Raw genomic sequence first — 23,963 nt, forward strand, 5'->3', positions numbered from 1 at the left:
CTGTCAGCTCTCCCAGTAGTGTCGGCGGACGTCGAGCAGCCAGCGCTCCACGGTCGCCTCGTCGGGCCCGTCCGGCAGCACGGTACGCGCCGCCGCGAACCGCTCCCGCGCGTCGGCGAGGACGGTCTCGGCGGCGGCCGGATCCTCGGCGACCCGGCGACCGAACTCGTGGTAGCGCTCGGGATCGGCGAGCCGGATCGGCAGGACGCCGGTCTCGTAGAGCGCCAGGCCCTGGTCGATCAAGCGGAGCATGTGCCGGGCGTGCTTGTCCACCCGGCGGTCGATCCAGTTTCCGGTCCGGCGTTTGTGGGCGAGACGGGTCAGTTGCTGGCTCGCGTACCCCAGGAAGGCGTCCGAGACGCGCGGACCGGACAGGAACGCGGACCTGATGCCGACCAGAGCCTCGCCGAGCGGGGTGGCGATCTCGTAGCTTTCGAGCCAGAGCAGCTCGATGGCGGTGGGGTTGGCGGACAGCGCGAGGCGGCAGTACTTGCCGGCTTCATGCAGGGTGAGGTCCGGGTCGTGGCTGACCACCGACTCGCGGGGCGGGTGGAAGCCGAGCAAGGCGGCGGTGGGGGCGGCGAAGACGCCGAGCCGGTCGATGTCCGACCCGGGCCCCGCCAGCCCGTAGGCCGTCGAGCCCACCACGCCGCGCAGCAGGATCTCACTCACCGTCGAACAGCCTGTTGTTCGGCGTCTCGCCCGGAGGCGGCTTGATCTGCTGCCAGATCGCCGGCCGGAGGTCATGGCCGTCGAGGCGCGCGAAGAGCAGGCCGCGCAGGTCGTGCCGGGCCGCGGTGAGGGCGAAGTCCTTGCGGCTGTGGCCCTCGGGCAGGCTCGCCACGATCGACGTGAAGGTGCGCTCCACCTCGGCCAGCCGATCGGCGATCTCCCGCTCGAACCGGGCCGCGACCTCCCGCGCCCAGCCGTGGAACTCGTCCGGCAGCGGCGCGCAGATGTCGGCGAGCGGGGTGCCCGCGGCGAGCGCCTCCCAGATGGTGCGGGAGGTGAGCCCGGTGACGATCCGGTGCAGGCGGACGTACTCCTCGTACTTGAGCTTCACCCGGTCGCCGGTCGCCGGGACGTGCACGACCAGACCCTCACGGTTCGGGCGGGCGGGTGCTGCCAGCGCCTCCCCGAACGTCCGGTACGCGAACGTCTCCACCACCGGGCCCGGCCAGTCGCGTACGCCGACCGTGCGGCCGGTCGCGATCTCGACCGCGCCGAGCAGGACGAGGTCTGCCATGTCCCCATAGTCGATCACAATCCGGTTCTCCGGGTAGATGATCTCGACGAGAACGGTGACGCCGGCGGGCGGAGTCCAGCCGGGATAGCGCGTACGCAGCAGCGTCGTGGCCCGTTCGGCCTGCGCGGAGGCGAACGAACCCCGGGTCGCCACGGCCGGGCCGGCCGGCGTCGGGTAGACGATGCCCAGCGAGCCGTCGGCCTTGTCGGTGACCGTCACCGGCTCGTCCAGCGCGATCGAGGGCGCGCCGGCCTGCCCGTGGTTGAAGAACTTGGCGAACGGCCGGGCCACGACGGCCCCCGTCACCGAGTCGATGATCAGGCCCCGGCAGGCCAGGGTGACGTCGTTCCAGGCGCCCTCGTACGCGCACTGCTCGGTGTAGTTGTAGATCACCAGCGGTAGCGAAGGATGGGTCTGGATGCGTACGTGGCCGGCGTCGATCACCGCCGCCAGCGTGTCGGGCGTGAACACGGATCTGCCTCTCGGAAAAGGTCTGCCCCCCGTGAAGAAGGCGGGAATGAGCTGAGGTGCGCTCACGTTACAGATCACGTCAGCCGGATCGCACCTCGTAATCGAGATGTGTCAGACTGGTACACCGGCCCGGCAACCCGTCGGGGCGCTGGTTCACGCCCGAGCGCGTTCCCTCATCGGAGGGGCGTGTGCTGACGGCGACCCAGTGCGCAGCCATGTGAAAGGACCTTGAGGCTATGAAGTCTGGTATCCACCCGGAGTACAACGTGACCTCCGTCACGTGCTCCTGCGGCAACTCGTTCACCACCCGCAGCACCGCCAAGGGCGGCGCCATCCACGCGGAGTCCTGCAACGAGTGCCACCCGTTCTACACCGGCAAGCAGCGTGTCCTCGACACCGCCGGTCGCGTGGCCAAGTTCCAGGCCAAGTACGCCAAGGTCGGCAAGGCCGCCAAGTAGCACGACATCAGGTGGCATCCCCGCACGGCGGGGGTGCCACCTTTTTTGGCGTATTCATCGGGTTTTGGCGGATCCATCGGTTGTTTGTCGGGTTTCGGGAGAGTGGCGCATGAGCACGGACCGTCTGAGTGAACTGCTGGCCGAGTACGACCAGCTGGAGAAGACGCTGGCCGACCCCGCGATCCACGCCGATCAGTCGGCCGCGCGGCGGGTCGGGCGACGCTTCGCCGAGCTCACCCCGATCCACAAGACCGCCGCCGAACTGGAGCAGCACCGCGCCGACCTCGCCGCGGCCCGCGAGCTCGCGGCGCTCGACCCCGAGTTCGCCGCCGAGGCGGCCCAGCTCGAGCAGAGCCTGCCCGACCTGGAAGAACGCCTCGCCGAGCTGCTCATGCCGCGCGACCCCAACGACGCCAAAGACGTCATCCTCGAGATCAAGGCGGGCGAGGGCGGCGAGGAATCCGCCCTCTTCGCGGGTGATCTGCTGCGCATGTTCCTCCGGTACGCCGAGCGGCACGGCTGGCTCACCGAGGTCCTCGACGCGCAGGACTCGGATCTCGGCGGCTACAAGGACGTCGCGGTCGCGATCAAGACGAAGGGCGTACCCGAGGGCGGGTACGGGGTCTGGTCGCGGCTCAAGTGGGAGGGCGGCGTCCACCGCGTCCAGCGCGTACCGGTGACGGAATCGCAGGGACGGATCCACACCTCGGCGGCCGGTGTGCTGGTCACGCCCGAGGCGGAGGAGACCGAGGTCGAGATCAACCCGGCCGACCTGCGTATCGACGTCTACCGTTCGCAAGGGGCCGGCGGCCAGTCCGTCAACACGACCGACTCGGCCGTGCGGATCACCCACGTTCCCACCGGCATCGTCGTGACCTGCCAGAACGAGCGGTCGCAGCTGCAGAACAAGGACCGGGCGATGCGGATGCTGCGCGCCAAGCTGGCCCAGGCCGCCGAGGAAGAGGCCGCCGCGGCCGCCTCCGACGCCCGCAAGGCCCAGATCCGGACGGTCGACCGGTCCGAGCGCATCCGGACCTACAACTTCCCGCAGAACCGGATCACCGACCACCGGATCGGGTACACCGCGTACAACCTGGATCTGGCGCTGGGCGGGGACCTGGACGGCGTCCTCGACGCGCTCACGGCGGCCGACCGCGCCGCCCGGCTGGCCGGCGAGACCGAGCTGTCCCGGCAGTGAACCCCCGTACGCTCCTGCTCTCCGCCGCCGGCCGGCTGCGCGCGGCGGGGGTCGGGTCACCGCGTACGGACGCCGAACTGCTGCTCGCCCACGTGCTCGGGGTGAGCCGGACGGGACTGTTCCTCGTGGACTCCGTCGCGCCGGACGACGTCGCGCGCTTCGAGTCCCTGGTGGACCGTCGTGCTGACCGCGAGCCGTTGCAGCACATCCTCGGGGTGGCCCACTTCGCCGGCGTCGACCTGGCCGTCGGCCCCGGGGTGTTCATCCCCCGGCCCGAGACCGAGGTCCTGGCCGCCTGGGGGATCGAGCAGGTGAAAGGCGTACCGTCGCCGGTCGTCGTGGACCTCTGCAGCGGCAGCGGCGCCCTGGCCCTCGCGGTCGCCCACGCCCGCCCCGACGCCACCGTGTACGCCGTCGAGCGCTCGCCGGCCGCGCTGGAATGGTTGCGGCGCAACGCTTCCGGCTCGCCAGTCCGGGTCGTGGCGGCCGATGTGCGCGACGTCGACCTGCCCGCCCCGCCGGCCCACCTCGTCCTGGCCAACCCGCCCTACGTGCCGGACTCGGTACGCGTACCCCAGGAAGTGCTCGCGGATCCGCGTGAGGCGGTGTTCGCGGGGGCCGACGGGCTGGACCTCATCCCGGCGCTGGCCGCCACGGCGGCGCGGCTGCTGCGCGACGGCGGCCGGGTCGGGGTCGAACACGACGAATCGCATCCGGACGAGGTCGCCGAGATCCTGCGGGGGTTCTTCCACGACGTGCGTGGCCTCCCGGACCTGGCCGGACGGCCGCGTTTCACCGTGGGAACGCTCGTCAGGTGAGCAGTTCGCCGACCGGGACCTTGGCCCAGGGCAGACCCGGTGCGGCGACGACGTCGCCCTCGACGAACCTGCCGGTGAAGGCGTAGGTGCCGGTCGGGCCGAGCTGGAAGGTGTGGATCTCCAGGACGGGGCGGGGCTCGACGCGCCAGTAGAACTCGATGCCGGCGGCGGCGTACTCGCCGGGCTTGTGGACCCGGTCCGCGGTCTGGGTGGTCGGGCTGACCACCTCGATCGCCAGCGTGACCGCCTCGGGCGGAAGCCAATACCGTTGGAGGGCGTACTCGTCGGCCGCGATCACCATCAGGTCCGGGACGCGCCGAAGGTCATCGCGTATCCGTAGTTCCTGCTCACGCACGACCTTCAGCTCGGGCGGGCACAATTGTCGAAGCCGCCCTTTGAGCCCGTCGACGAGCTCCTGGTGAAGGAGATTTGCAGGGGTCATGGCGCGAACCACTCCGTCCACGAGTTCGAGGAGCCGGTTCTCCGGCAGCGCCTCGTATTCCTCAGGAGTGACCACCAGGGCCTGAAGCTTGTCCGTAGGTTCCAGCACGCTGGTCATCGTCTCCTCCTCTCGGGGGTGCACGCTACTCAATCTCCCGACACGCCGCACCTTTCGCGTGCAGTAACCCTGTTTCAGTCGCGCTGAGCTGTTGATCCATTACATGCAGTATCTGCATATAGGTAGGGAAATGCGGTGTTACTCAAGGCGCGCGTGGGAGGGAGCGGCGGATGTCCGGGCGGGGATGGCAGGATGGCTGCCGTGAGGCTCTATGACTGCCGCAACGTGACCGAGCGCGACCAGGGTGTTGAGGCCGCGATCTCGGCGGTGAAGAGCGGCGATCTCGTGGTCCTGCCCACGGACACCGTGTACGGCGTGGGCGCCGACGCGTTCAAGTCCTGGTCGGTGACCGCCCTGCTGAACGCGAAGGGGCGCGGCCGGCAGGTGCCCCCTCCGGTGCTGGTGGGTTCCCGCCACACCCTCGACGGCCTGGTCTCCCGGCTGCCGGAGAAGGCCCGGGACCTGGTCGAGGCATTCTGGCCGGGGGCACTGACGATCGTCGTCGAGCAGGCGCCGAGCCTTCAGTGGGACCTCGGCGACACGGACGGCACGGTCGCGGTACGCATGCCGATGCACCCGGTCGCCCTGGAGGTGCTGCGCGAGACCGGCCCGATGGCCGTGTCGTCGGCGAACCTGCACGGCCAGGCGGCGGCCACCACCGCGGACGAGGCCCGTGACCAGCTCGGCTACAAGGTCAGCGTGTACCTGGAGGCGGGCCTGTGCCCGGATCCGGTGCCCTCGACGATCGTCGACCTGACCCAGGAGACGCCGATCCTTCTGCGTACCGGCGCGATCTCCATCGAGGACCTGCGTACGGTGATCCCGAACGTGCGGACGGCGGAGCAGTGATGCCTGGTCTGACGCCGTTCACGGTCCTGCATGTCTGCATGGGCAACATCTGCCGTTCGCCGATGGCGGAGCGCCTGCTGGCCCACGCTGTCCGCGAGAGCGGCGGCTCCGACGACGTCGTCCACTCGCACAGCGCCGGGACCGGCGGCTGGCACGAGGGCGAGGAGATGAACCCGCCCGCGGCGCGGCAGGTGAAGGCGCGGGGGGCCGACCCGGGCGACTTCTCGGCCCGCAAACTGCGCGCGGAGCACATCGACGCGGCCGACCTGATCCTGACGGCGACCGCCGACCAGTCCGAGTACGTGACGGCGCTGCGGCCGGACGCCGCCGGGCGTACGTTCGTGCTGGGCGAGTTCGGCCGGCTGCTCGGCGAGGTGGACCTCGGCGCCCTCCCGGCGTCCGACGGCTCCGCCGAAGCCGTCCAGGTACGCGGTGAGGCCCTGGTCGAAGCGGTCGACGCGGTCCGGGGCGAGGCGAACCCGCTGCGCGAGGACGATCTCGACGATCCGTGGGGCCGTGGCGACCAGACCTTCTCCCGGGTGGCCGACGAGATCGAGGCGACCGTACGCCCGCTCGCCGCCGCCCTGCTGACCGGCGAAGCCGCCGACGGAACCGGGGTCGACGCGTGATCAGCAAGCCGCTCGGGTTCATCAAGCCGGCGTCGATCGCGTGCGCCGTGGCCGCCGTCGTCGGGGCGATCGTCATGGGGATACTGCGGGGCTGGCCCGGCGCGCTCGGCTTCCTGGCCGGCGTGGCCCTGGTCATGGTCAGCTACGTGATCTCCACGCTGATCATCTACTGGACCGACAAGGTCAACCCCAAGCTGCTGCTGGTCACCGGCCTGGCCACTTACACGATCAAGTTCGCGCTGCTCTTCCTGCTCGTCGGCTGGGTCACGAGGACGGGCTGGGACGGGCGCGTACCGATGGCGATCGGCGTCCTGGTCGGTGTGCTGGCCTGGACCGGCGCCCAGGTGTGGTGGACCTACAAGGGGCGGTTCACGCTGGAGGTCTGAGCGGACCTCAGGACGTGAACAGCGACTTGCAGGGGTCCTTGACGCTGCCGCTGACCAGGTTGTCGCCCTCCTTGTTCCCCTTGGACGTACGCGTCCAGTCGACCACGGTCCGGAAGGTGCCGGTCTGGCAGGACAGCGACGCGAGCCGGGTCTGGTACTTCAGCTCGGCCGCGATGGTCGACTTCCCGGTGATCGTGTAGCTCTTGGCCGAGACGGTCTTCCAGTTGTCGTTGCCGGACTCCTTCTGGAGCTGGATCTTGAGTGTGAGCGAGGTCGCACCGGGTTCGGCGCAACGGAAACGGGCACGCCCGTCGATGTGCTCGGCGCCGTCCGCCTTCTTCGGCCCGTCGACGATGACGGTGCAGTGCACGGGCTTGCCGGCGGTCTCGTTGCGACCGCTGCCGGCCGGTTGACAGGCGCTGACCAGCGTAAAGGCCACCAGCAGGGCGACAGGTACGATGGGACGCGGCATCTTCGGACACCACCTCAAGGGGATTCGGGGTTGCCTCCATGAGACAGGTTCGAGCGCCTCGCGCGCAATGGTGAAATTGACGGATTGTGCTGTCTTGCTCACTACCGGACAGGTCCGCGAGGGGGCCGCTACGACACACCGCCGTAACGCCTGATAAGGTTCGCGCGTCATGGCCGATGACCAGTCCCCTCGTAAGCGCCCCCCCTCGGGCGCCGACCTCGGTTGGACTGCCATCGGTTACCTGATCGCCGGAATCGGCGTGTGGGGCGGCGTCGGCTGGCTGGTCGACCGGTGGCTCGGGATTCCCATGGGGCTCGGGGTGATGGTCGGCATGCTGGTGGGTGGCGCGGGCGCGATCTACATGATCGTCAAGCGACTGGGTACTTGATCGACATGATCGAAAGGATGGACTGGTGAGCCTTCAGCTTGCGCCAGTGGCCGACGTGCCGTGGCCTCCGAGCGTGGACGAGTTCTTCCCCCCGGGTGTGGGTGGGTCCGTCTGGATCACCAAGTTCACGATCATGGTCTGGATCGCCGTCGCATTGATCATTCTTTTCTTCGTGCTGACGCAGCGGAACCCAAAGATCGTTCCGACCAAGGCGCAGTGGATCGGCGAATCCATGTACGGCTTCGTCCGCAACGGGATCGCGAAGGAAGTCATCGGGCACGAGGGGCCGCGTTTCGCGCCGTACCTCACCACCCTGTTCGTCTTCATCTCCTTCCTGAACATCTTCGCGATCATCCCGGGCTTCCAGATCTCGCCGAGCTCGCACATCGCGTTCCCGATCATCCTGGCGCTGCTCAGCTACGTCATCTACTGGTACCAGGGCGCCAAGAAGCACGGCTTCCTGAACTACATCAAGACGAGCATCGTGCTGCCGGCACCGTGGTGGGTGCAGCCGATCCTGCTGCCGATCGAGCTGGCGCAGATCTTGATCATCCGCCCGGTCACGCTCGCCGTCCGGCTCTTCGCCAACCTGTTCGCCGGTCACCTGATCCTGCTGGTCTTCACCCTCGGCGGCTTCGTCCTGCTGGGCACCGGCAACATCGGCCTGGCCGCGGTCGGCGTCGTCTCCTGGGGCATGGCGCTCGTCATGACCCTGTTCGAGGCCGGTGTGGCGCTGCTGCAGGCGTACGTCTTCGTCCTGCTGACGGCGAGCTACGTGCAGAGCTCGCTCGCGGACGAACACTGATCTTCAGGTTCCACCCACCTTTCGCAAGCCACGCGTGGCGGTTCACGCGCATATCAGGAGGAAAACCACATGTTGTCGACTGTTCTCGCTGCTGATCCAGGCACCGGCGTCTACGGTTCGCTCAGCTCGATCGGTTACGGCCTGGCCGCGATCGGCCCGGGCATCGGTGTGGGCATCGTCTTCGCCGCCTACATCCAGGCAACCGCTCGCCAGCCTGAGTCGGCCGGCCTCACCCGCCCGTACCTGTTCATGGGCTTCGCGCTTTCCGAGGCGCTCGCACTGTTCGGCCTGGTCCTCGCGTTCGTCTTCTCGGGCACCGGCGCGAGTCTCTGACGTTCTACCGGCCTACTGACCGGAGGTCATCATGATCATCGCTGAAGAAGCGCACAACCCGATCCTGCCGATCTGGCAGGAGCTGGTGGTCGGCACCATCGCTTTCCTCGTGCTGTGCTGGGTTCTGATGAAGTTCGTCTTCCCCGTGATGGAGAAGACCTTCCAGGCCCGCGTGGACGCGATCGAGGGCGGCATCCAGCGCGCCGAGGCCGCCCAGGCGGAGGCGAACGCGCTGCTGGAGCAGTACAAGGCGCAGCTGTCGGAGGCTCGCACGGAGGCCGCGCGCATCCGCGACGAGGCCCGCGCGGACGCCGAAGGCATCCGGGCGGACATCCAGGCCCAGGCCCAGCAGGAGCGCGACCGCATCATCGCGGCCGGGCGGGAGGCCCTCGCGGCCGAGCGCCAGACCATCGTCAACGAGCTGCGCGCCGAGATCGGCACGCTGGCCGTGGACCTGGCCGGCAAGATCGTCGGTGAGTCGCTGGAGGACGAGGCCCGTCGCAAGGGCACCGTCGACCGGTTCCTGTCCGACCTGGCCGGGGCCCGCTGATGCAGGGGGCGAGCCGAGAGGCGTACGCCGCGGCCCGCGCTCAGCTGGACGGTCTGACCGACGCCGGGGCGCTCGCCACGGCGTCGGCGGAGATCCTGGCCGTGGCCGGGCTGCTGAACGCCGAGCCCCGGCTGCGCCGGGCCGTCTCCGACCCGGCCCGATCCGGCGAGGAGCGCTCGGCGCTGCTGACCGGGCTGCTGTCCGGCAAGATCGGCGCGGTCGCGCAGGATCTGCTGGCCACGCTGGTCGGCGGCCGCTGGTCGAGCGCGTCGGACCTGCGGGACGGCGTGGAGCGGCTCGGCGTCGAGGCGCTCATCGTGTCGGCCGACCGGGCCGGCGACCTGGGCGAGGTCGAGGACGAGCTGTTCCGGTTCGGGCAGATCGTCGCCGGCGACCCCGGGCTCGCGGCCACGATCGGCGACTCGTCCAAGCCCGCCGCCGCGCGCGAGACCATCGCGTCGCAGCTGCTGGAGGGCAAGGCCAAGCCGGCCACCGTACGCCTCGCGCAGGAGGCCGTCCGCGGCTTCGGCGGGCGCTCCTTCTCCGGGGCACTGACCCGGCTGGTCGAATTGGCCGCCGAGGAACGGTCCCGGAGCGTCGCGTACGTCACGGTGGCGGAGCCGCTGAGCGACGCCGACGAGGAACGGCTCGGCGCGGCGCTGGCACAGCGCTACGGTCGGGAGGTGGCCCTCAAGGTCATCGTCGACCCGAACGTGCTGGGCGGCGTACGCGTACGCGTCGGTTCCGACCTCTACGACGGCACCGTCTTCCGGCGACTGTCGGACGTCCGCGCTTCGCTGGCGGCGAAGTAAACGTCGATCGCCAGATCCGCGTCCACGTAGCTTGCGCCCCGATGGCCGGGCGAACGATTCGTATTTCGAGCACCACGACACCGATAGGAAGCTGAGGATGGCCGAGCTGACCATCTCGTCCGAGGAGATCCGGGGAGCGCTGGAGCGCTTCGTCTCCTCGTACACACCGGAGGTCTCCCGTGAGGAGGTCGGTGTCGTCACCGAGGCCGGTGACGGCATCGCCAAGGTTGAGGGTCTGCCCTCCGCCATGGCCAACGAGCTGCTGGAGTTCGCCGACGGAACGCTCGGCGTCGCACTGAACCTGGACGTCCGCGAGATCGGCGTCGTCATCCTGGGTGCCTTCAAGGGCATCGAGGAAGGTCAGACCGTCAAGCGTACGGGCCGGGTTCTGTCCGTGCCGGTCGGCGACAAGTTCCTCGGCCGCGTGGTGAACCCACTCGGCCAGGCGATCGACGGTCTGGGCGACATCGAGAACGAGGGTTACCGCGAACTCGAGCTGCAGGCGCCGAACGTCATGGCCCGCAAGAGCGTGCACGAGCCGCTGCACACCGGTATCAAGGCCATCGACTCGATGACCCCGATCGGCCGCGGCCAGCGCCAGCTGATCATCGGCGACCGCAAGACGGGTAAGACCACCGTCGCGCTCGACACGATCATCAACCAGCGTGCCAACTGGGCGTCCGGCGACCCGAAGAAGCAGGTCCGCTGCATCTACGTCGCCATCGGCCAGAAGGCCTCCACCATCGCGTCCGTCAAGGGCACGCTGGAGGAGCACGGCGCGATGGAGTACACCACCATCGTCGCGTCGCCCGCGTCCGACCCGGCCGGCTTCAAGTACCTCGCGCCCTACGCGGGTTCGGCCATCGGCCAGCACTGGATGTACGCCGGCAAGCACGTCCTGATCATCTTCGACGACCTGTCGAAGCAGGCCGAGGCGTACCGCGCGGTTTCGCTGCTGCTGCGTCGTCCGCCGGGCCGCGAGGCGTACCCGGGTGACGTCTTCTACCTGCACTCCCGCCTGCTGGAGCGCTGCGCGAAGCTCTCCGACGAGCTGGGCGCGGGTTCGATGACCGGTCTGCCGATCATCGAGACCAAGGCCGGTGACATCTCGGCGTTCATCCCCACGAACGTCATCTCGATCACCGACGGCCAGATCTTCCTCGAGGAGCAGCTGTTCAACTCGGGCGTACGCCCGGCCATCAACGTCGGCACGTCGGTCTCCCGGGTGGGTGGCTCGGCGCAGGACAAGCCGATGAAGAAGGTCGCCGGCCGCCTGCGTCTGGACCTCGCCCAGTTCCGTGAGCTGGAGGCGTTCGCCGCCTTCGCCTCCGATCTGGACAAGACCTCGCGGGCCCAGCTGGACCGTGGCGCGCGCCTGGTCGAGCTGCTCAAGCAGCCCGCCTTCTCGCCGTACCCCGCCTCCGAGCAGACCGTCTCGGTGTGGGCCGGTACCGAGGGCAAGCTGGACGACGTCCCGGTCGGCGAGGTTCGCCGCTTCGAGACCGAGTTCCTCCAGTACCTGCGGCACTCGAACAAGTCGACGCTGGAAGCGATCCAGGCCGGATCGTGGGGCGACGACGAGGTCATCGCGCTCGACGAGGCGATCACCAAGTTCAAGGGCATGTTCCTCGCCGGTGACGACTCGATCAAGGTCAACGACGCTCCCGCCGACGCCCTGGAGGGCGAGGGCGCGGAGAAGGTGACCAAGGTCGTTCCCTCCCCGAAGAAGAAGTAGCTCATGGCTGGACAGGTACGGGTACTTCGTCGGCGGATCCGCGCGACCCGCTCGACGAAGAAGATCACCAAGGCGATGGAGCTGGTCGCGACCAGCCGCATCGCGAAGGCACAGGAGCGCGTGGCCGCTTCGCTGCCTTACGCGCGGGCGATCACCGGTGTCCTGACCGCGCTCGCGAGCAACGCCAACGTCAACCACCCGCTGCTCGTGCCGCGTGAGAACGTGCGCCGGGCGGGCGTCCTGCTGGTGACGAGCGACCGGGGTCTGTGCGGCGGCTACAACGCCAACGCCATCAAGACCGCCGAGCAGCTCCTCACCAAGCTGCGCGAAGAGGGCAAGCAGACCGCCCTCTACGTGATCGGCCGCAAGGGGATCTCGTACTACCGGTTCCGCGGGCGCGAGCTCGCCGGCACCTGGTCGGGCTTCTCCGAGCAGCCGCGCTTCGACAACGCGCGGGAGGTCGGCGAGACGCTGATCAGCGCGTTCGTGGCCGGTGCCGATGACGGTGACGACCACGCGGGTGCCGACGGGATTCTGGGCGTCGACGAACTGCACATCGTGTACACGCAGTTCAAGTCGCTCATGACGCAGACGGCCACGGCCACGTTCCTCGCACCGATGCAGGTCGAGGAGCGCACGACCGAGGAGCACGGCCAGCTGCTGCCGGCGTACGAGTTCGAGCCCGACCCGGACGCGCTGCTCGACGCGCTGCTGCCGAAGTACATCAACACGCGGATCTACGCGGCGTTGCTGGACTCGGCGGCGAGCGAGTCGGCCTCGCGTCGGCGGGCGATGAAGAGCGCCACGGACAACGCGGAAGAGATGATCAAGAGGCTGACGCGCGAGATGAACTCCGCGCGACAGGCCGCGATCACCCAGGAAATCAGTGAGATCGTCGGCGGCGTGGACGCGCTCGCGGCGGCGGGGAGTGAAAGATGACCACAGACACCAAGACAGGCGTCGGGCGGGTCGTCCGGGTCATCGGCCCGGTCGTCGACGTGGAGTTCCCGCGTGACGCGATGCCCGATATCTTCAACGCACTGAAGACCGAGGTGACCCTCGCCGAGGGCACGAAGACCCTGACCCTCGAGGTCGCGCTGCACCTGGGCGACAACGTCGTCCGCGCGATCTCCATGGGCACCACCGACGGCATGGTCCGCGGCGCCGAGGTCCGGGACACCGGCGCGGCGATCAGCGTGCCGGTCGGCAACGGCACCAAGGGCCGGGTCTTCAACGTCATCGGCGACTGCCTCAACCTGGAGCCGGGTCAGAAGCTTGAGGTGAGCGACCGGTGGGAGATCCACCGCAAGCCCCCGGCCTTCGCCGACCTGGAGCCGAAGACCGAGATGCTGGAGACCGGCGTCAAGGTCATCGACCTCCTCGCCCCCTACGTCAAGGGCGGCAAGATCGGTCTGTTCGGCGGTGCCGGCGTCGGCAAGACGGTGCTCATCCAGGAGATGATCATCCGTGTCGCCCGGAACTTCGGCGGTACCTCCGTGTTCGCGGGCGTCGGCGAGCGTACGCGTGAGGGCAACGACCTCATCCAGGAAATGACCGAGGCGAACGTCATCAAGGACACCGCCCTGGTCTACGGCCAGATGGACGAGCCGCCGGGTACGCGTCTGCGCGTCGCCCTGTCGGCCCTGACGATGGCCGAGTACTTCCGGGACGTCGAGAACCAGGAGGTGCTGCTCTTCATCGACAACATCTTCCGGTACACGCAGGCCGGTTCGGAGGTCTCGACGCTGCTCGGCCGCATGCCGTCGGCCGTGGGTTACCAGCCCACTCTGGCCGACGAGATGGGCGAGCTGCAGGAGCGGATCACGTCGGTCCGCGGTCGCGCGATCACCTCGCTGCAGGCGATCTACGTGCCCGCCGACGACTACACCGACCCGGCCCCGGCGACGACGTTCGCGCACCTCGACGCGACGACGAACCTGGAGCGCAAGGTGTCCGACAAGGGCATCTACCCGGCGGTCGACCCGCTGGCGTCCAGCTCCCGGATCCTCGCGCCGGAGTACGTCGGTGCCGAGCACTACGCGGTGGCCTCCGAGGTCAAGCGGATCCTGCAGAAGTACAACGACCTGCAGGACATCATCGCCATCCTCGGTATGGACGAGCTCTCCGAAGAGGACAAGGTCACGGTCGCCCGCGCGCGCCGGATCGAGCGCTTCCTCTCGCAGAACACGTACGCCGCCAAGCAGTTCACCGGCGTCGAGGGTTCGACGGTCCCCGTCAAGGAGACCGTCGAGGCGTTCAAGAAGATCTCCCAGGGCGAGTACGACCACGTCCCGGAGCAGGCCTTCTTCATGTGCGGTGGCCTCGACGACCTCGAGCGCAACTACCACGAGCTGACCAAGTAGTCCGGCTGACGATCGGGGGTGCCCTCACGGGGCCCCCGATCGTTGATCGGGCACTGGCCACCTTGAGAAAGGAGTGACGGTGGCGAAGGAACTTCGCGTCGAGCTGGTCGCCGTCGAGGAGCGTGTCTTCACCGGCACGGCCGAGCTGGTCAGCGCGCGTACGACCGAGGGTGAACTGGGTGTTCTGCCGGGCCACGCGCCCATGCTGGGCCAGCTCGCCGAGCCCGGCCAGGTACGCATCAAGCAGGCCGGCGGCAACGAGATCGTCTACGACGTGAGCGGCGGCTTCGTATCGGTCACCGGCGAGGGCGTCACCGTCCTCGCGGAATCCTGCGCTCCGGCCACGGCCGACGCCAAGCACTGATCCGAACGACCGCACAGCCGATGGGGATCCTCGAAGGTATCGCGATCGGCCTGGTCATCTGCATTCTTCTGCTCGCCGGCCTGTTCGGCAGGCGCGAGTGGTTCGCCCGGCGTGGCGGCACCGTCGAGATCTACATGCGACTGGGCATGACGGTCGAGGGGCGGGGCTGGGCGCCGGGCTTCGCTCGTTTCGCGGGCGACGAGCTGCGCTGGTACCGCATGTTCTCGTTCTCGCTGCGGCCGCGGCGCGTCCTGCACCGGCGGGAGCTGACCGTCGCGGGGCGCCGGCCGCCGAGCCCGGCCGAGCAGGTGCTCGTCCCCGCGGAGTGGATCGTCGTACGCCTGCTGCGCCCGTCCCGGTCGACGGATCCGATGGGTCCGGAGGAGAAGCTCGTCGAGATGGCCATGTCGCCGATGGTGGTGACCGGTTTCCTCTCCTGGTACGAGTCCGCACCGCCCGGCCCCAGCCACCTCACCTGACACCGCCGCGCCCCCGTCTCGCGCCGCGCTCGCCGGCGCCCGCTGCGCCGCCAAGATCTGGTTTGGATCACGGTTTTCACCCGAATCATGGCCCAAGATTCGGGTGATTTCCCTGATCCAAACGGGATCAACAGCGAGCCCGGTCCAGGGCGAGCAAGGCGCGCGAGAGGCCGACCCAGGGGTCAGCGGGAGGCGGCCTGGCGGTACTTGGCGATCGACCACGGGATGAAGATGATCAGGATGAGCAGGATCCAGCCCACCGCCAGCGGGATCGGGTGATCCGCCGGGAACCCGCTGCCCCGGAAGGCCGGATCCGTCGAGGCGTTGCCCCACAGGTCCCGTAGCGCGAGTGCCACCGACGAGATCGGGTTCCAGTCCGCGATCGGCTGCAGCCACGACGGGAGCGTGTTGGTGGCGACGAACGCGTTGGACAGGAACGTCAGCGGGAACATCCAGATGAATCCGGCGCTCTGCGCCACCTCGACCGACTTCACCGACAGGCCGATGACGGCGCTGATCCAGCTCATCGCGTACCCGAAGGCGAACAGGAGCAGGAAGCCGGCGGCAGCCTCGCCGAACCCGGTGTGGATGCGCCAGCCCACGAGCAGGCCGGTCAGCGACATCACGATCACCACGAACACGTTGTTCAGCAGGTCCGAGGTCGTACGCCCGACCAGCACCGCCGCCCGGGACATGGGCAGCGAGCGGAACCGGTCGACGATGCCCTTCTGGAGGTCGTCGGCGAGCCCGATGGCGGTGATGCCGGCGCCGAACGCGACCGTCTGCACGAAGATGCCGGGCATCAGGTATTCGCGGTAGGTCACGCCCGGGATCTGGATCGAGCCGCCGAAGACGAACGCGAACAGCAGCACGAACATTATCGGCTGGATGGTCGAGAAGATCAGCAGATCCGGGATGCGTTTGATCTTGATGAGGTTCCGCTTCGCGACGATCCATCCGTCGGTCAGCGCCATCGCCACGGCACTCATGAGACCTCCTCGGCGACGGCGTCGACCGACGCGCCGGTCAGCTGGAGGAAGACGTCGTCCAGGCTGGCCCGGTGGATGCCGATGTCCACGGGTTCGATCGCGGCCGCGTCGAGACCGCGTACGACCTCGACGAGGGCACTCGCGCCGCGGGTCACGGGCGCCTCGACCAGATGCTCCGATTCATCGGGGAAGGTGGCGGGACCGTCGCACACCCTGCTCAGGATCTCCGCGGCCGCCTGTGCGTCCGTGCGGCTGCCGAGCGTCACCCGCAGCCGCTCGCCGCCGACCTCCCGCTTCAGCTCGTCGGGCGTACCGTGGGCGATCGACCGGCCCTTGTCGATCACCACGATGTCGTCGGCCAGCTGGTCGGCCTCCTCCAGGTACTGCGTGGTGAGCAGCAGAGTGGCCCCGGCGCGTACGCGTTCGCTGATCACGTCCCACATCCCGAGGCGGCTGCGCGGATCGAGGCCGGTGGTGGGCTCGTCGAGGACGATGATCGGCGGGGACACGACCAGTGCCCCGGCCAGGTCGAGCCGCCGGCGCATACCGCCCGAGTAGGTCTTCACCGGCCGGTCGGCGGCGTCGCTGAGATTGAACCGCTCGAGCAACTCGCCAGCTCGCCGGCGGGCCGTCCGTTTGCCCAGGTGGTAGAGGCGTCCGATCATTTCCAGGTTCTCGTACCCGGTCAGGTACTCGTCGACGGCCGCGTACTGGCCGCTGACTCCGATGATCTTGCGGACCTGGTCGGGGTGGCGCAGCACGTCGAGGCCGTTGACCGAGCACCGTCCGGCATCCGGCCGCAGCAGGGTCGTGATCACGCGTACGCAGGTGGTCTTGCCCGCGCCGTTCGGGCCGAGCAGGCCCAGCACGGTTCCCTCCGGTACGCGCAGATCCAGCCCGTCCAGCGCGTGCACGTCGCCGTAGCGTTTGACCAGGCCCTCCGCGATGATGGCGGTGCCCGCGCCGGTCACGACTCCCTCACGACCCCAAACTAGCGAGCGGGACCGGTGTCCGGGGAAAAATGCCCGAAGTATCGGGTTTAGCCGAGGCCGGCGCGGGAAAGCTCAGCGGTCGCCGCCGGGCACCCATTTCACGTCGGCGGCCCCGTTCTCGTTCGCCACGCGGGACAGTATGAAGAGCAGATCGGAGAGCCGGTTGAGATACTGTGCGGGCAGCGCCGACGTGCGCTGCGCGTCCACGGCCAGGAGGGCGAAGGTCGAGCGCTCGGCCCGTCGCGCGATCGTACGGGCGGTGTGCAGGAGTGCCGCCCCCGCCGATCCACCGGGCAGGACGAACGAATCCAACGGGGACAGCCGCGCGTTGAACTCGTCGCACCAGCCTTCCAGGCGGGTGACATACGCCTCCGCGATGCGCAGTGGCGGATGCTTCGGGTCGGGGGTGATCGGGTTGCACAGGTCGGCGCCAACGTCGAACAGGTCGTTCTGCACCGATCGGAGCACGTCGCGCACCTCGGAGTCGAGGTCGCCCAGTGCGAGCGCCACGCCGATCGCGGAGTTGCACTCGTCGACGTCCGCGTACGCGACGATCCGCGGATCGGTCTTCGCGACGCGCTCGAAGTTGCCCAGTCCGGTCGTGCCGGCGTCGCCGGTCTTCGTGTAGATGCGGGTGAGGTGAACGGCCATGCACAGCAGCGTACTCACGCCTGACGCCCCGCCTACGATGGCGGACGTGGACGTCATCGAGGTAGAAGGCCCGGCGCGGCTGACCGGAACGGTCCCGGTCGTCGGAGCGAAGAACTCCGCCCTGAAACTGATGGCGGCGGCCCTGCTCGCCGAGGGCACGAGCACCATCACGAACGTGCCCCGTATCACCGACATGGCCCTCATGGGCGAGGTGCTGCGGCGGCTCGGAGCGGACGTGGGCTTCGGCACCGAGGCGGACGGCAGCGGCTCGGTCACGATCGACGTGCCCGCCGTTCTCGCTCCCGAGGCGGATTACGACCTGGTACGCCGGCTGCGCGCGTCGATCTGCGTACTCGGGCCGTTGCTGGCCAGGTGCGGGCAGGCGCGGGTCGCCCATCCGGGCGGGGACGCGATCGGCTCGCGGGGCCTGGACATGCACGTCTCGGGCCTGGCGCGGATGGGCGCGGAGATCACCAGCGAGCACGGGTTCGTCGTGGCGCACGCGCCCGCGGGCCTGTCCGGTGGGGAGATCTGGCTCGATTTCCCGAGTGTCGGCGCGACCGAGAACCTGCTGATGGCCGCCGTGCTGGCGCGCGGGACGACGGTGATCGACAACGCGGCCCGGGAGCCGGAGATCATCGACATCTGCCGGATGCTGGCCGAGATGGGCGCGAAGATCGACGGCGCGGGCAGCTCGAAGCTGGTCATCCAGGGCGTCGACGCGCTCCAGCCGGTGCGCCACGCCACCGTCGGCGACCGGATCGTCGCCGGGACCTGGGCTTTCGGCGCGGCGATGACCCGCGGGGACGTCACGGTCACCGGCATCGACCCGCACTTCCTGGAGATCGCCCTCGACAAGATCGTGCAGGCCGGCGGCCTGGTGGAGATGCGCGAGGACTCGTTCCGGGTGGTCATGGCCGACCGCCCGCGCGCGGTGGACGTCGTCACGCTGCCGTTCCCCGGCTTCGCGACCGACCTGCTGCCGATGGCGATCGCCCTCGCCACCGTCTCCGACGGCGTCTCGATGATCACCGAGAACATCTTCGACGGCCGCTTCATGTTCGTCCAGGAGATGGTCCGGCTGGGCGCCGACATCAAGACCGACGGCCACCACGCCGTCGTTCGCGGCCGGCCCTCGCTGTCGTCCGCGGAGGTCCGCGCCACCGACATCCGCGCGGGCGCCGGCCTGGTGATCGCGGGTCTGTGCACCGACGGCACGACGACGGTACGCCACGCGCACCACATCGACCGGGGCTACCCGGATTTCGTCGCGGACCTGAAGTCCCTGGGCATCGAGGCGCGGCGGGCCGAGGCGCCGGCCGATCCCGAGTACAGCTTCGGCTGACCGTCAGGCGTACGCGGATCGAGATGCGCGCGAGTCGCCACGGCTTGCGCGCATCGACGATAATCGCCGTCTGTGGGCGAGCTCAGGAATCTCCATGACCACCTGTCGAGATGGGCGGCCGGACAGCGGGGCGCCGGCGACGGGCCCGGCGTCCAGGTGCGGCTGACCGGCGTCCTCGGGAGCGGGGAGCCGATCCACCTCAGCCGCCGGGCCGTCGAAGAGCTGGCCCGGCTGCTCGAACTCGACCGCATCGCGTCCACCGGATCCCGGCGTACGCGCGAGACGTCGGCCGTGGACGAGTTGTGCATCGGAGCGCTCCGGCTGCGCGCCCTGGCTCACCGTGGCGGAGTGTGGCGGGAGGGGCCGAGGCATTCGCGTACGGCGAGCCGCGGGGTGGCGTCGGCGCGGCGCGTCATCGCCTCGCTCATGCGCGTCGTCGACCGCTACGCGTGGGACGTGGCGACGGAACACGGGGCCGACTGGCCCGCGCACTACCTGACCGAGGATCCGGGGCCGCGAGCGGTCGAGCATCTGGCGTCGGCGGATCGACAACTCGCGATCGTGGAGCTGCGGGCGCTGGACAAGCGGGTGCGGGATGCGTCGGCATCGCATGACGCCACCACCATGACCGATGAAATGATCTTCGTGAACCGCGACGGTGTCCTGAGCCATGTCCGGATCTTCGCCCCCGCGCACCGGGGCAGGGTCGTCGTGATCGGTGAACTGGCCGACGGGCGAGGTTTCGCGGCGGGCGCCCAGGATGACCTCATGGTCGATGCGCTCACCACGGTTCATCCGGAACTCTCCGGCGACGAAACGGCCTGGTTCCGCTACTTCCCCCGCCGGTACGCCGAGTTCGCGGCCTCGGCCGCCGGCCGGTCACCGGCGCTCGGGTCCGAGGACGAGGTGGTCGAGCGCCTCCAGCCGGGGCGGCCGTCCGAGGCCGTCACGGTGGAGGACCTGTCGGCGGTCATCAACGGCCCCGTGCGCCGCTGGCACGCCGCGGACTACAACGTGGCCACCCTGACGGCGGCGAACGTGCGTACCGTCGACCCCTTCGCCGAGTCGATGTTCCCGCGGGGACCGGTGTGGCTGGTGCGTTGCCGGTCCTGGACGTGCCGGACGGCGTACGAGGCCGATCCGCAGGGCGGCGTGCGATGTCCTCGGTGCGGTCGGGACCGGCCGCTCCTTGTCTCCGTTCAAGGATCAGGTGGTGTGCGATGACCGAGGTGCGGCGGTATCTCTACTGGTCGCAGCGGCGGGTCCGCGCCATCCTCGAAGACATCGGCGCGGGCACGGAACCGTCCCAGGGCTCGCTGAAGCTGCGCAGCCCGTCGGGGCCGTTCCTTCCCCAGGCCGAGGTGGACCGCCCCGCGCGTACGCCGACCCGGCACGATCTGGCCGTGCGGGTCGAGCGGCATCTCGCCAAGGCGACGTTCACGGGGCAGGGCGGCCGATTCCGGTTCGCCCGGGGAACCGGCTCCACAGTCTTCGCCGAGTACGCGGGCGGAGGCGCCGAAGCCCAGGACACGATCTCGATCTTCACGGAGTCGGCGGCGGGACCCGGCCGGATGGCGGTGTGCATGTTCGGCAGCCGGGACAACCTGGCGGACATGGTGACCGACTCGACGCCGGCGCGGCGCGGCTGGTCCTCGTCGGCGGCGCCGGAGGTGCACCGGTTCATCCGCGATCGCCACGAGGGACGGTCGGCGCTGATCGCCGACGAGTTCGATCTGGCGGAGGCGGCGGTGGCCATCGCCTGTCAGCAGGGCGGCGACGTCAACCAGCCGTCGGACCGCGGCTTCACCTACGGCCACCTCGCCGAGGTGGGCGAATGGATGATGGAGATCTACCACGACGTCGACTTCGGTGAGCGCACCACCCGGCAGGGCGATTACCGCCGGGTGCTCATCGGCGCGCCGCTCTGGGTCCGGACACCGTCCCTGGAAGCCTTTGTGGCCTATGCGGACGAGGGCGGAAAGCGGCGATCGGGCTTGCGGGCGGTCTTCACCCGCGCCGCCGCGGGCCGCCGCGAAAAGCCGTAGGCCCGCGGCTCAGGCCAGAGGCCGAGGTCCGGAGTTCAGACGAGCTTGCGGGCCTTGTCGAGAGCGTCGCTGAACACCATCACCCGGATCTTGCCGGCTGGGCCGACCGCGAGCGTCGAGCGGATGCCGGCGGATCTGAGGTGTTCCCGGACCAGGTCGGCATCGACCTGGTCACGGCAGGTGGCGACCGGCACGAGGAGGCCGAAGTCGTCCGGATGCGGGTCTGCGACCGCCGCCGCCGGCGGTTCGGGCCGGGTCAGCGAGCGGTGCAGGAGGAGGGCCAGCACGCCGGCGACCGTCAAAGCGATCACTGGACCGATCACGTAAGGGCCGTCGAGAGCGAGCATGGCCACAGTCTGCCACCGGTTCGTCGCCCTGCGCACCCATTCGCGAGAACCGTTCTCCTTCTGCCTGGCTGGGGTGGCTCGATGCGGTTCGGCGTACCGGCTGACCGCTCGTTAAGGTGGGCCCATGACGAAGAAGTTGACGGTGGTCGGCGCCGGCCTGATGGGTTCCGGCATCGCCCAGGTGGCGGCCCAGGCCGGTTGGGACGTGACGCTGCGGGACCTCGACGAGGCGGCGACCGGCCGGGGGATCGCCGGCATCCGCGCCTCGCTGGGCAAATTCGCCACAAAGGGGACGATCAGCCAGGAAGACGCCGATGCGGCCCTCGCGCGGATCACGCCCACGAGCGATCTGGAGGCGGCGGCCGACGCGGACATCGTGGTCGAGGCGGTGTTCGAGTCGATCGACGTGAAGCGGGACGTCTTCAAGGCGCTGGACAAGATCTGCAAGGACGGCGCCATTCTCGCCACCAACACGAGCGCCATCCCGATCACGCAGATCGCCGCCGTGACGGCCCGCCCCGAAGCGGTCGTCGGTACGCATTTCTTCTCGCCCGTACCGATGATGAAGCTCTGCGAGCTGGTACGCGGACTCAAGACGAGCGACGCCACGCTGGACGCGTCGCGTACGTTCGCCGAGGAGCTGGGCAAGACCTGCATCGTGGTGAACCGCGACGTCGCCGGGTTCGTCACGACCCGCCTGATCGCGGCGCTGGTCGTCGAGGCCGTCAAGCTGGTCGAGAACGGCGTGGTGTCGGCCGAGGACCTCGACATCGCCTGCAGGCTCGGCTTCGGCCACGCGATGGGCCCGCTGGCGACCACCGACCTGACCGGCGTGGACATCCTCGCCCACGCCGCCCGCAACATCTACACCGAGACGGCCGACCCCAAGTTCTTCCCGCCGGAGCTGCTGCAGCGCATGGTCGCCGCCGGCGATCTCGGCCGCAAGACGGGCAAGGGTTTCTACTCCTATTAGCCGTCCTGCGGCCCCGCTGGACGGCTCAGCCGTCGCGCTTGGTCGTCCAGCGGAACGTCAGCAGGCTCAGCACCAACCCGGCCACGCACCACAGGCCCAGCACCAGTGCCACCTTGCCCAGCTCGAACGAGCCGGCCGGCTCCTGCGCGGCGAACGACTCCGGCAGGAACACCGAGCGCATCCCCTGACACATCCACTTGAGCGGGAAGAGCGCGGCGATCTGCTGCATCCAGTGCGGCAGCGAGCCGAACGGGAAGTAGACGCCCGAGATGAACTGCAGGATCAGGGCGACCGGCGTGACGACGGCCGGACCCGACCGACCCGTACGCGCCGCGGCCGAGAACGCGATGCCCAGCAGCGTGCAGGCGAGCAGGCCGAGGACGAACACCCAGATGAAGGTGAACCACTTGTCGGCGGTGCTCGGCAGCTTCAGCCCGTAGAACGCGCCGATGACGAACAGCAGCGCGGTCGCCAGTACGCCGATCACGAACACCTGCAGGAACTTGCCGCCGAAGTAGACCCATTTCGGCATCGGCGTACTGCGGAAGCGCTTGAGGACGCCGCGGTCCCGCTCGATGGGGATGGAGATCGCCAGGTTCTGGAAGCCCGACGACAGCAGGCCGGACGCGATCATGCCGGCCGCGAAGTACTGCTTGAACGGTACGCCGGCGATGGTGCCCTGGAAGATCGAGCCGAAGATCAGCAGGATCATCGCCGGGAACAGCAGCGTGAAGACGAACGACTCGCGGGTGCGGACGAACTGCTTGAACTCGATCCCGCCCTGCCGGAGCACCAGGCCGATCATGCCTTCTCCCCATTCGCGATCATGCGCAGGTAGATGTCCTCCAGCGTCGGCCGGTGCACCGCCAGCTCCGGCACCTCGCCGCCGAACTCGGCCGCGAGGCGCTGGACCACCGCGGTCGGCGTGTCCGTCTCCTCGCTGCCGCCCCGCCACGTGACCCGGGCCTTCGCGGTGTTGCGGCCGCCCAGCTCGGCCGGGGCGGCGACGGCGATCATGCGGCCGGCGGCGATCACGCCGACCCGGTCGGCCAGTTCCTCGGCCTCTTCCAGGTAGTGCGTGGTGAGCAGGATCGTGGTGCCGCCGTCGCGCAGGCCCCGGATCAGCTCCCAGAACTCGCGCCGCGCCACGGGATCGAACCCGGTCGTCGGCTCGTCCAGGAACAGCAGCTCGGGCCGGTTGATGATGCCGAGCGCCACGTCGAGGCGGCGCTTCTGGCCACCGGACAGCGTGTGCGTACGCGAGCCGGCCTTCTCGGCCAGCCCGACCTGCCGGATGACCTCGTCGGGATCGGCCGGGTCGGGGTAGAAGCGGGCGAAGTGCCGCACGACCTCGTCGACCTTGAGCTCGTCGAACTCGCCGGTGCCCTGCAGGACCACGCCGACCTTGGCCCGCCAGTGGCCGTCGGCCTGCTGCGGATCGGTGCCGAGCACGGACACCTCGCCGGCGTCGCGCTTGCGGAAGCCTTCGAGGATCTCGACGGTCGTGGTCTTGCCCGCGCCGTTCGGCCCGAGCAGGGCGAAGATCTCGCCGTGCGCCACCACCAGGTCCACACCATCGACGGCCGTCTTGTCCTTGTAGGACTTGCGAAGCCCGGAGACCGAGATCGCGGGGTCGGCAGCAGCAGTCACGCGAGCACCATAGACCAGGCCCGAGACATTTCTCACCGGCCCAGGTTACTTAACGG

Annotated in this window: 30 protein-coding genes; 20 read left to right on the forward strand and 10 right to left on the reverse strand. The window is 69.2% G+C overall.

Going from position 1 to position 23,963, the window contains the following annotated elements:
* Nucleotides 1–3: 3 nt before the first annotated feature.
* Nucleotides 4–672, reverse strand: coding sequence for a nucleotidyltransferase domain-containing protein (locus G401_RS0118060; protein WP_034592115.1), 669 nt, complete (start codon nt 670–672; stop codon nt 4–6).
* Nucleotides 665–1,717, reverse strand: coding sequence for an RNA ligase (locus tag G401_RS0118065; RefSeq protein WP_027343617.1), 1,053 nt, complete (start codon nt 1,715–1,717; stop codon nt 665–667). The genes G401_RS0118060 and G401_RS0118065 overlap by 8 nt, the downstream gene beginning before the upstream one ends.
* Before the next feature lie 236 nt (nt 1,718–1,953).
* Here G401_RS0118065 and rpmE point away from each other — a divergent pair, with 236 nt between their 5' ends.
* The 3 genes from rpmE (at nt 1,954) to prmC (ending at nt 4,191) form a co-directional block, all read left to right on the forward strand.
* Nucleotides 1,954–2,175 carry a 50S ribosomal protein L31 gene (gene rpmE / locus G401_RS0118070; RefSeq protein ID WP_027343618.1) on the forward strand — a complete coding sequence of 74 codons (222 nt, stop codon included), beginning with the start codon at nt 1,954–1,956 and terminating at the stop codon, nt 2,173–2,175.
* A gap of 109 nt (nt 2,176–2,284) precedes the next feature.
* Entirely contained in the window at nt 2,285–3,373 is a 1,089-nt protein-coding gene (gene prfA, locus G401_RS0118075; RefSeq protein WP_027343619.1) for a peptide chain release factor 1, read from the forward strand.
* Complete coding sequence (gene prmC / locus G401_RS0118080; protein ID WP_027343620.1) at nt 3,370–4,191, forward strand: peptide chain release factor N(5)-glutamine methyltransferase; 822 nt, start codon at nt 3,370–3,372, stop codon at nt 4,189–4,191. Before prfA ends, prmC begins: the two co-directional genes overlap by 4 nt.
* Here the strand turns inward: prmC and G401_RS46520 are convergent.
* The gene (locus tag G401_RS46520; RefSeq protein WP_084557315.1) at nt 4,184–4,750 is read right to left on the reverse strand and encodes a Uma2 family endonuclease; all 567 of its coding nucleotides are present in this window, start codon (nt 4,748–4,750) and stop codon (nt 4,184–4,186) included. The genes prmC and G401_RS46520 overlap by 8 nt on opposite strands.
* Before the next feature lie 192 nt (nt 4,751–4,942).
* On the opposite strand from G401_RS46520, the gene G401_RS0118090 reads away from it, so the two are divergent.
* From G401_RS0118090 to G401_RS46530, 3 genes are read left to right on the forward strand one after another with little or no spacing between them, the layout of a single operon-like run.
* Nucleotides 4,943–5,599 carry an L-threonylcarbamoyladenylate synthase gene (locus G401_RS0118090; RefSeq protein ID WP_034592117.1) on the forward strand — a complete coding sequence of 219 codons (657 nt, stop codon included), beginning with the start codon at nt 4,943–4,945 and terminating at the stop codon, nt 5,597–5,599.
* An 8-nt stretch (nt 5,600–5,607) separates the two neighbouring features.
* A complete protein-coding gene (locus G401_RS46525) occupies nt 5,608–6,228 on the forward strand; it encodes an arsenate reductase/protein-tyrosine-phosphatase family protein (protein ID WP_051366854.1) in 621 nt (206 codons plus the stop codon).
* Nucleotides 6,225–6,614: a hypothetical protein gene (locus G401_RS46530; protein WP_034592118.1), complete on the forward strand. Its 390-nt coding sequence runs from the start codon at nt 6,225–6,227 to the stop codon at nt 6,612–6,614. The genes G401_RS46525 and G401_RS46530 overlap by 4 nt, the downstream gene beginning before the upstream one ends.
* A 7-nt stretch (nt 6,615–6,621) precedes the next feature.
* On the opposite strand, the gene G401_RS0118105 is transcribed toward G401_RS46530, so the two are convergent.
* Complete coding sequence (locus tag G401_RS0118105) at nt 6,622–7,086, reverse strand: hypothetical protein (RefSeq protein WP_027343622.1); 465 nt, start codon at nt 7,084–7,086, stop codon at nt 6,622–6,624.
* A 169-nt stretch (nt 7,087–7,255) separates the two neighbouring features.
* Between G401_RS0118105 and G401_RS0118110 the strand changes: the two genes are divergently transcribed.
* From G401_RS0118110 to G401_RS0118155, 10 genes are all read left to right on the forward strand, one after another.
* Nucleotides 7,256–7,474, forward strand: a complete 219-nt coding sequence (locus G401_RS0118110) for a hypothetical protein (protein WP_027343623.1) — start codon at nt 7,256–7,258, stop codon at nt 7,472–7,474.
* 25 nt (nt 7,475–7,499) lie between these two features.
* Nucleotides 7,500–8,279 carry a F0F1 ATP synthase subunit A gene (gene atpB, locus G401_RS0118115; RefSeq protein WP_051366799.1) on the forward strand — a complete coding sequence of 260 codons (780 nt, stop codon included), beginning with the start codon at nt 7,500–7,502 and terminating at the stop codon, nt 8,277–8,279.
* Between the two features lie 69 nt (nt 8,280–8,348).
* On the forward strand, nt 8,349–8,612 hold the full coding sequence (gene atpE / locus G401_RS0118120; RefSeq protein ID WP_027343625.1) for an ATP synthase F0 subunit C: 264 nt from the start codon (nt 8,349–8,351) through the stop codon (nt 8,610–8,612).
* Between the two features lie 31 nt (nt 8,613–8,643).
* Nucleotides 8,644–9,162 (forward strand): F0F1 ATP synthase subunit B, encoded by a 519-nt coding sequence (locus G401_RS0118125; protein WP_407636885.1) that lies wholly within the window; start codon nt 8,644–8,646, stop codon nt 9,160–9,162.
* A complete protein-coding gene (locus G401_RS0118130; protein WP_027343627.1) occupies nt 9,162–9,974 on the forward strand; it encodes a F0F1 ATP synthase subunit delta in 813 nt (270 codons plus the stop codon). The genes G401_RS0118125 and G401_RS0118130 overlap by 1 nt, the downstream gene beginning before the upstream one ends.
* Nucleotides 9,975–10,071: 97 nt before the next feature.
* Nucleotides 10,072–11,709: a F0F1 ATP synthase subunit alpha gene (gene atpA, locus G401_RS0118135; protein WP_027343628.1), complete on the forward strand. Its 1,638-nt coding sequence runs from the start codon at nt 10,072–10,074 to the stop codon at nt 11,707–11,709.
* A 3-nt stretch (nt 11,710–11,712) separates the two neighbouring features.
* Nucleotides 11,713–12,648, forward strand: coding sequence for a F0F1 ATP synthase subunit gamma (locus G401_RS0118140; protein WP_027343629.1), 936 nt, complete (start codon nt 11,713–11,715; stop codon nt 12,646–12,648).
* A complete protein-coding gene (atpD, locus tag G401_RS0118145; protein ID WP_027343630.1) occupies nt 12,645–14,072 on the forward strand; it encodes a F0F1 ATP synthase subunit beta in 1,428 nt (475 codons plus the stop codon). Before G401_RS0118140 ends, atpD begins: the two co-directional genes overlap by 4 nt.
* A 79-nt stretch (nt 14,073–14,151) precedes the next feature.
* Nucleotides 14,152–14,436 (forward strand): F0F1 ATP synthase subunit epsilon, encoded by a 285-nt coding sequence (locus G401_RS0118150; RefSeq protein ID WP_027343631.1) that lies wholly within the window; start codon nt 14,152–14,154, stop codon nt 14,434–14,436.
* A 20-nt stretch (nt 14,437–14,456) separates the two neighbouring features.
* On the forward strand, nt 14,457–14,915 hold the full coding sequence (locus tag G401_RS0118155; RefSeq protein ID WP_027343632.1) for a DUF2550 domain-containing protein: 459 nt from the start codon (nt 14,457–14,459) through the stop codon (nt 14,913–14,915).
* 182 nt (nt 14,916–15,097) lie between these two features.
* On the opposite strand, the gene G401_RS0118160 is transcribed toward G401_RS0118155, so the two are convergent.
* The 3 genes from G401_RS0118160 to G401_RS0118170 all read right to left on the reverse strand — a co-directional run bounded on the left by G401_RS0118160 (nt 15,098) and on the right by G401_RS0118170 (nt 17,547).
* Entirely contained in the window at nt 15,098–15,904 is an 807-nt protein-coding gene (locus tag G401_RS0118160) for an ABC transporter permease (RefSeq protein ID WP_027343633.1), read from the reverse strand.
* Nucleotides 15,901–16,875: a daunorubicin resistance protein DrrA family ABC transporter ATP-binding protein gene (locus G401_RS0118165; RefSeq protein WP_027343634.1), complete on the reverse strand. Its 975-nt coding sequence runs from the start codon at nt 16,873–16,875 to the stop codon at nt 15,901–15,903. Before G401_RS0118165 ends, G401_RS0118160 begins: the two co-directional genes overlap by 4 nt.
* Before the next feature lie 93 nt (nt 16,876–16,968).
* Nucleotides 16,969–17,547 (reverse strand): cob(I)yrinic acid a,c-diamide adenosyltransferase, encoded by a 579-nt coding sequence (locus G401_RS0118170; RefSeq protein ID WP_027343635.1) that lies wholly within the window; start codon nt 17,545–17,547, stop codon nt 16,969–16,971.
* On the opposite strand from G401_RS0118170, the gene murA reads away from it, so the two are divergent.
* From murA to G401_RS0118185, 3 genes are all read left to right on the forward strand, one after another.
* The gene (gene murA, locus G401_RS0118175) at nt 17,546–18,892 is read left to right on the forward strand and encodes a UDP-N-acetylglucosamine 1-carboxyvinyltransferase (protein WP_034592119.1); all 1,347 of its coding nucleotides are present in this window, start codon (nt 17,546–17,548) and stop codon (nt 18,890–18,892) included. The two genes, G401_RS0118170 and murA, sit on opposite strands and share 2 nt — an antisense overlap.
* A 72-nt stretch (nt 18,893–18,964) precedes the next feature.
* Entirely contained in the window at nt 18,965–20,116 is a 1,152-nt protein-coding gene (locus tag G401_RS0118180) for a hypothetical protein (protein ID WP_027343637.1), read from the forward strand.
* Nucleotides 20,113–20,937, forward strand: a complete 825-nt coding sequence (locus G401_RS0118185; RefSeq protein WP_027343638.1) for a hypothetical protein — start codon at nt 20,113–20,115, stop codon at nt 20,935–20,937. Before G401_RS0118180 ends, G401_RS0118185 begins: the two co-directional genes overlap by 4 nt.
* A gap of 35 nt (nt 20,938–20,972) precedes the next feature.
* Here G401_RS0118185 and G401_RS0118190 read toward each other — a convergent pair whose 3' ends face one another.
* On the reverse strand, nt 20,973–21,284 hold the full coding sequence (locus tag G401_RS0118190) for a putative signal transducing protein (RefSeq protein ID WP_027343639.1): 312 nt from the start codon (nt 21,282–21,284) through the stop codon (nt 20,973–20,975).
* Nucleotides 21,285–21,408: 124 nt separating this feature from the next.
* Here G401_RS0118190 and G401_RS0118195 point away from each other — a divergent pair, with 124 nt between their 5' ends.
* Entirely contained in the window at nt 21,409–22,257 is an 849-nt protein-coding gene (locus G401_RS0118195) for a 3-hydroxyacyl-CoA dehydrogenase family protein (RefSeq protein ID WP_027343640.1), read from the forward strand.
* 25 nt (nt 22,258–22,282) lie between these two features.
* Here the strand turns inward: G401_RS0118195 and G401_RS0118200 are convergent, their stop codons facing one another.
* The gene (locus tag G401_RS0118200; protein ID WP_034592120.1) at nt 22,283–23,062 is read right to left on the reverse strand and encodes an ABC transporter permease; all 780 of its coding nucleotides are present in this window, start codon (nt 23,060–23,062) and stop codon (nt 22,283–22,285) included.
* A complete protein-coding gene (locus tag G401_RS0118205; RefSeq protein ID WP_027343642.1) occupies nt 23,059–23,907 on the reverse strand; it encodes an ABC transporter ATP-binding protein in 849 nt (282 codons plus the stop codon). The genes G401_RS0118200 and G401_RS0118205 overlap by 4 nt, the downstream gene beginning before the upstream one ends.
* Nucleotides 23,908–23,963 lie beyond the last annotated feature (56 nt).

The sequence above is a fragment of the Hamadaea tsunoensis DSM 44101 genome, from assembly GCF_000428945.1.
Taxonomy (GTDB): Bacteria; Actinomycetota; Actinomycetes; order Mycobacteriales; family Micromonosporaceae; genus Hamadaea; species Hamadaea tsunoensis.

Bases quoted from the DNA above. Each gene is read 5' to 3' on its own strand.
- rpmE (WP_027343618.1), top strand. From the start codon at position 1,954: ATGAAGTCTGGTATCCACCCGGAGTACAACGTGACCTCCGTCACGTGC.
- prfA (WP_027343619.1), top strand. From the start codon at position 2,285: ATGAGCACGGACCGTCTGAGTGAACTGCTGGCCGAGTACGACCAGCTG.
- G401_RS46520 (WP_084557315.1), bottom strand. From the start codon at position 4,750: ATGACCAGCGTGCTGGAACCTACGGACAAGCTTCAGGCCCTGGTGGTC.
- G401_RS0118090 (WP_034592117.1), top strand. From the start codon at position 4,943: ATGGCTGCCGTGAGGCTCTATGACTGCCGCAACGTGACCGAGCGCGAC.
- G401_RS0118105 (WP_027343622.1), bottom strand. From the start codon at position 7,086: ATGCCGCGTCCCATCGTACCTGTCGCCCTGCTGGTGGCCTTTACGCTG.
- G401_RS0118110 (WP_027343623.1), top strand. From the start codon at position 7,256: ATGGCCGATGACCAGTCCCCTCGTAAGCGCCCCCCCTCGGGCGCCGAC.
- atpE (WP_027343625.1), top strand. From the start codon at position 8,349: ATGTTGTCGACTGTTCTCGCTGCTGATCCAGGCACCGGCGTCTACGGT.
- G401_RS0118125 (WP_407636885.1), top strand. From the start codon at position 8,644: ATGATCATCGCTGAAGAAGCGCACAACCCGATCCTGCCGATCTGGCAG.
- G401_RS0118130 (WP_027343627.1), top strand. From the start codon at position 9,162: ATGCAGGGGGCGAGCCGAGAGGCGTACGCCGCGGCCCGCGCTCAGCTG.
- atpA (WP_027343628.1), top strand. From the start codon at position 10,072: ATGGCCGAGCTGACCATCTCGTCCGAGGAGATCCGGGGAGCGCTGGAG.
- G401_RS0118140 (WP_027343629.1), top strand. From the start codon at position 11,713: ATGGCTGGACAGGTACGGGTACTTCGTCGGCGGATCCGCGCGACCCGC.
- atpD (WP_027343630.1), top strand. From the start codon at position 12,645: ATGACCACAGACACCAAGACAGGCGTCGGGCGGGTCGTCCGGGTCATC.
- G401_RS0118155 (WP_027343632.1), top strand. From the start codon at position 14,457: ATGGGGATCCTCGAAGGTATCGCGATCGGCCTGGTCATCTGCATTCTT.
- G401_RS0118160 (WP_027343633.1), bottom strand. From the start codon at position 15,904: ATGAGTGCCGTGGCGATGGCGCTGACCGACGGATGGATCGTCGCGAAG.
- murA (WP_034592119.1), top strand. From the start codon at position 17,546: ATGCACAGCAGCGTACTCACGCCTGACGCCCCGCCTACGATGGCGGAC.
- G401_RS0118170 (WP_027343635.1), bottom strand. From the start codon at position 17,547: ATGGCCGTTCACCTCACCCGCATCTACACGAAGACCGGCGACGCCGGC.
- G401_RS0118185 (WP_027343638.1), top strand. From the start codon at position 20,113: ATGACCGAGGTGCGGCGGTATCTCTACTGGTCGCAGCGGCGGGTCCGC.
- G401_RS0118190 (WP_027343639.1), bottom strand. From the start codon at position 21,284: ATGCTCGCTCTCGACGGCCCTTACGTGATCGGTCCAGTGATCGCTTTG.
- G401_RS0118195 (WP_027343640.1), top strand. From the start codon at position 21,409: ATGACGAAGAAGTTGACGGTGGTCGGCGCCGGCCTGATGGGTTCCGGC.
- G401_RS0118200 (WP_034592120.1), bottom strand. From the start codon at position 23,062: ATGATCGGCCTGGTGCTCCGGCAGGGCGGGATCGAGTTCAAGCAGTTC.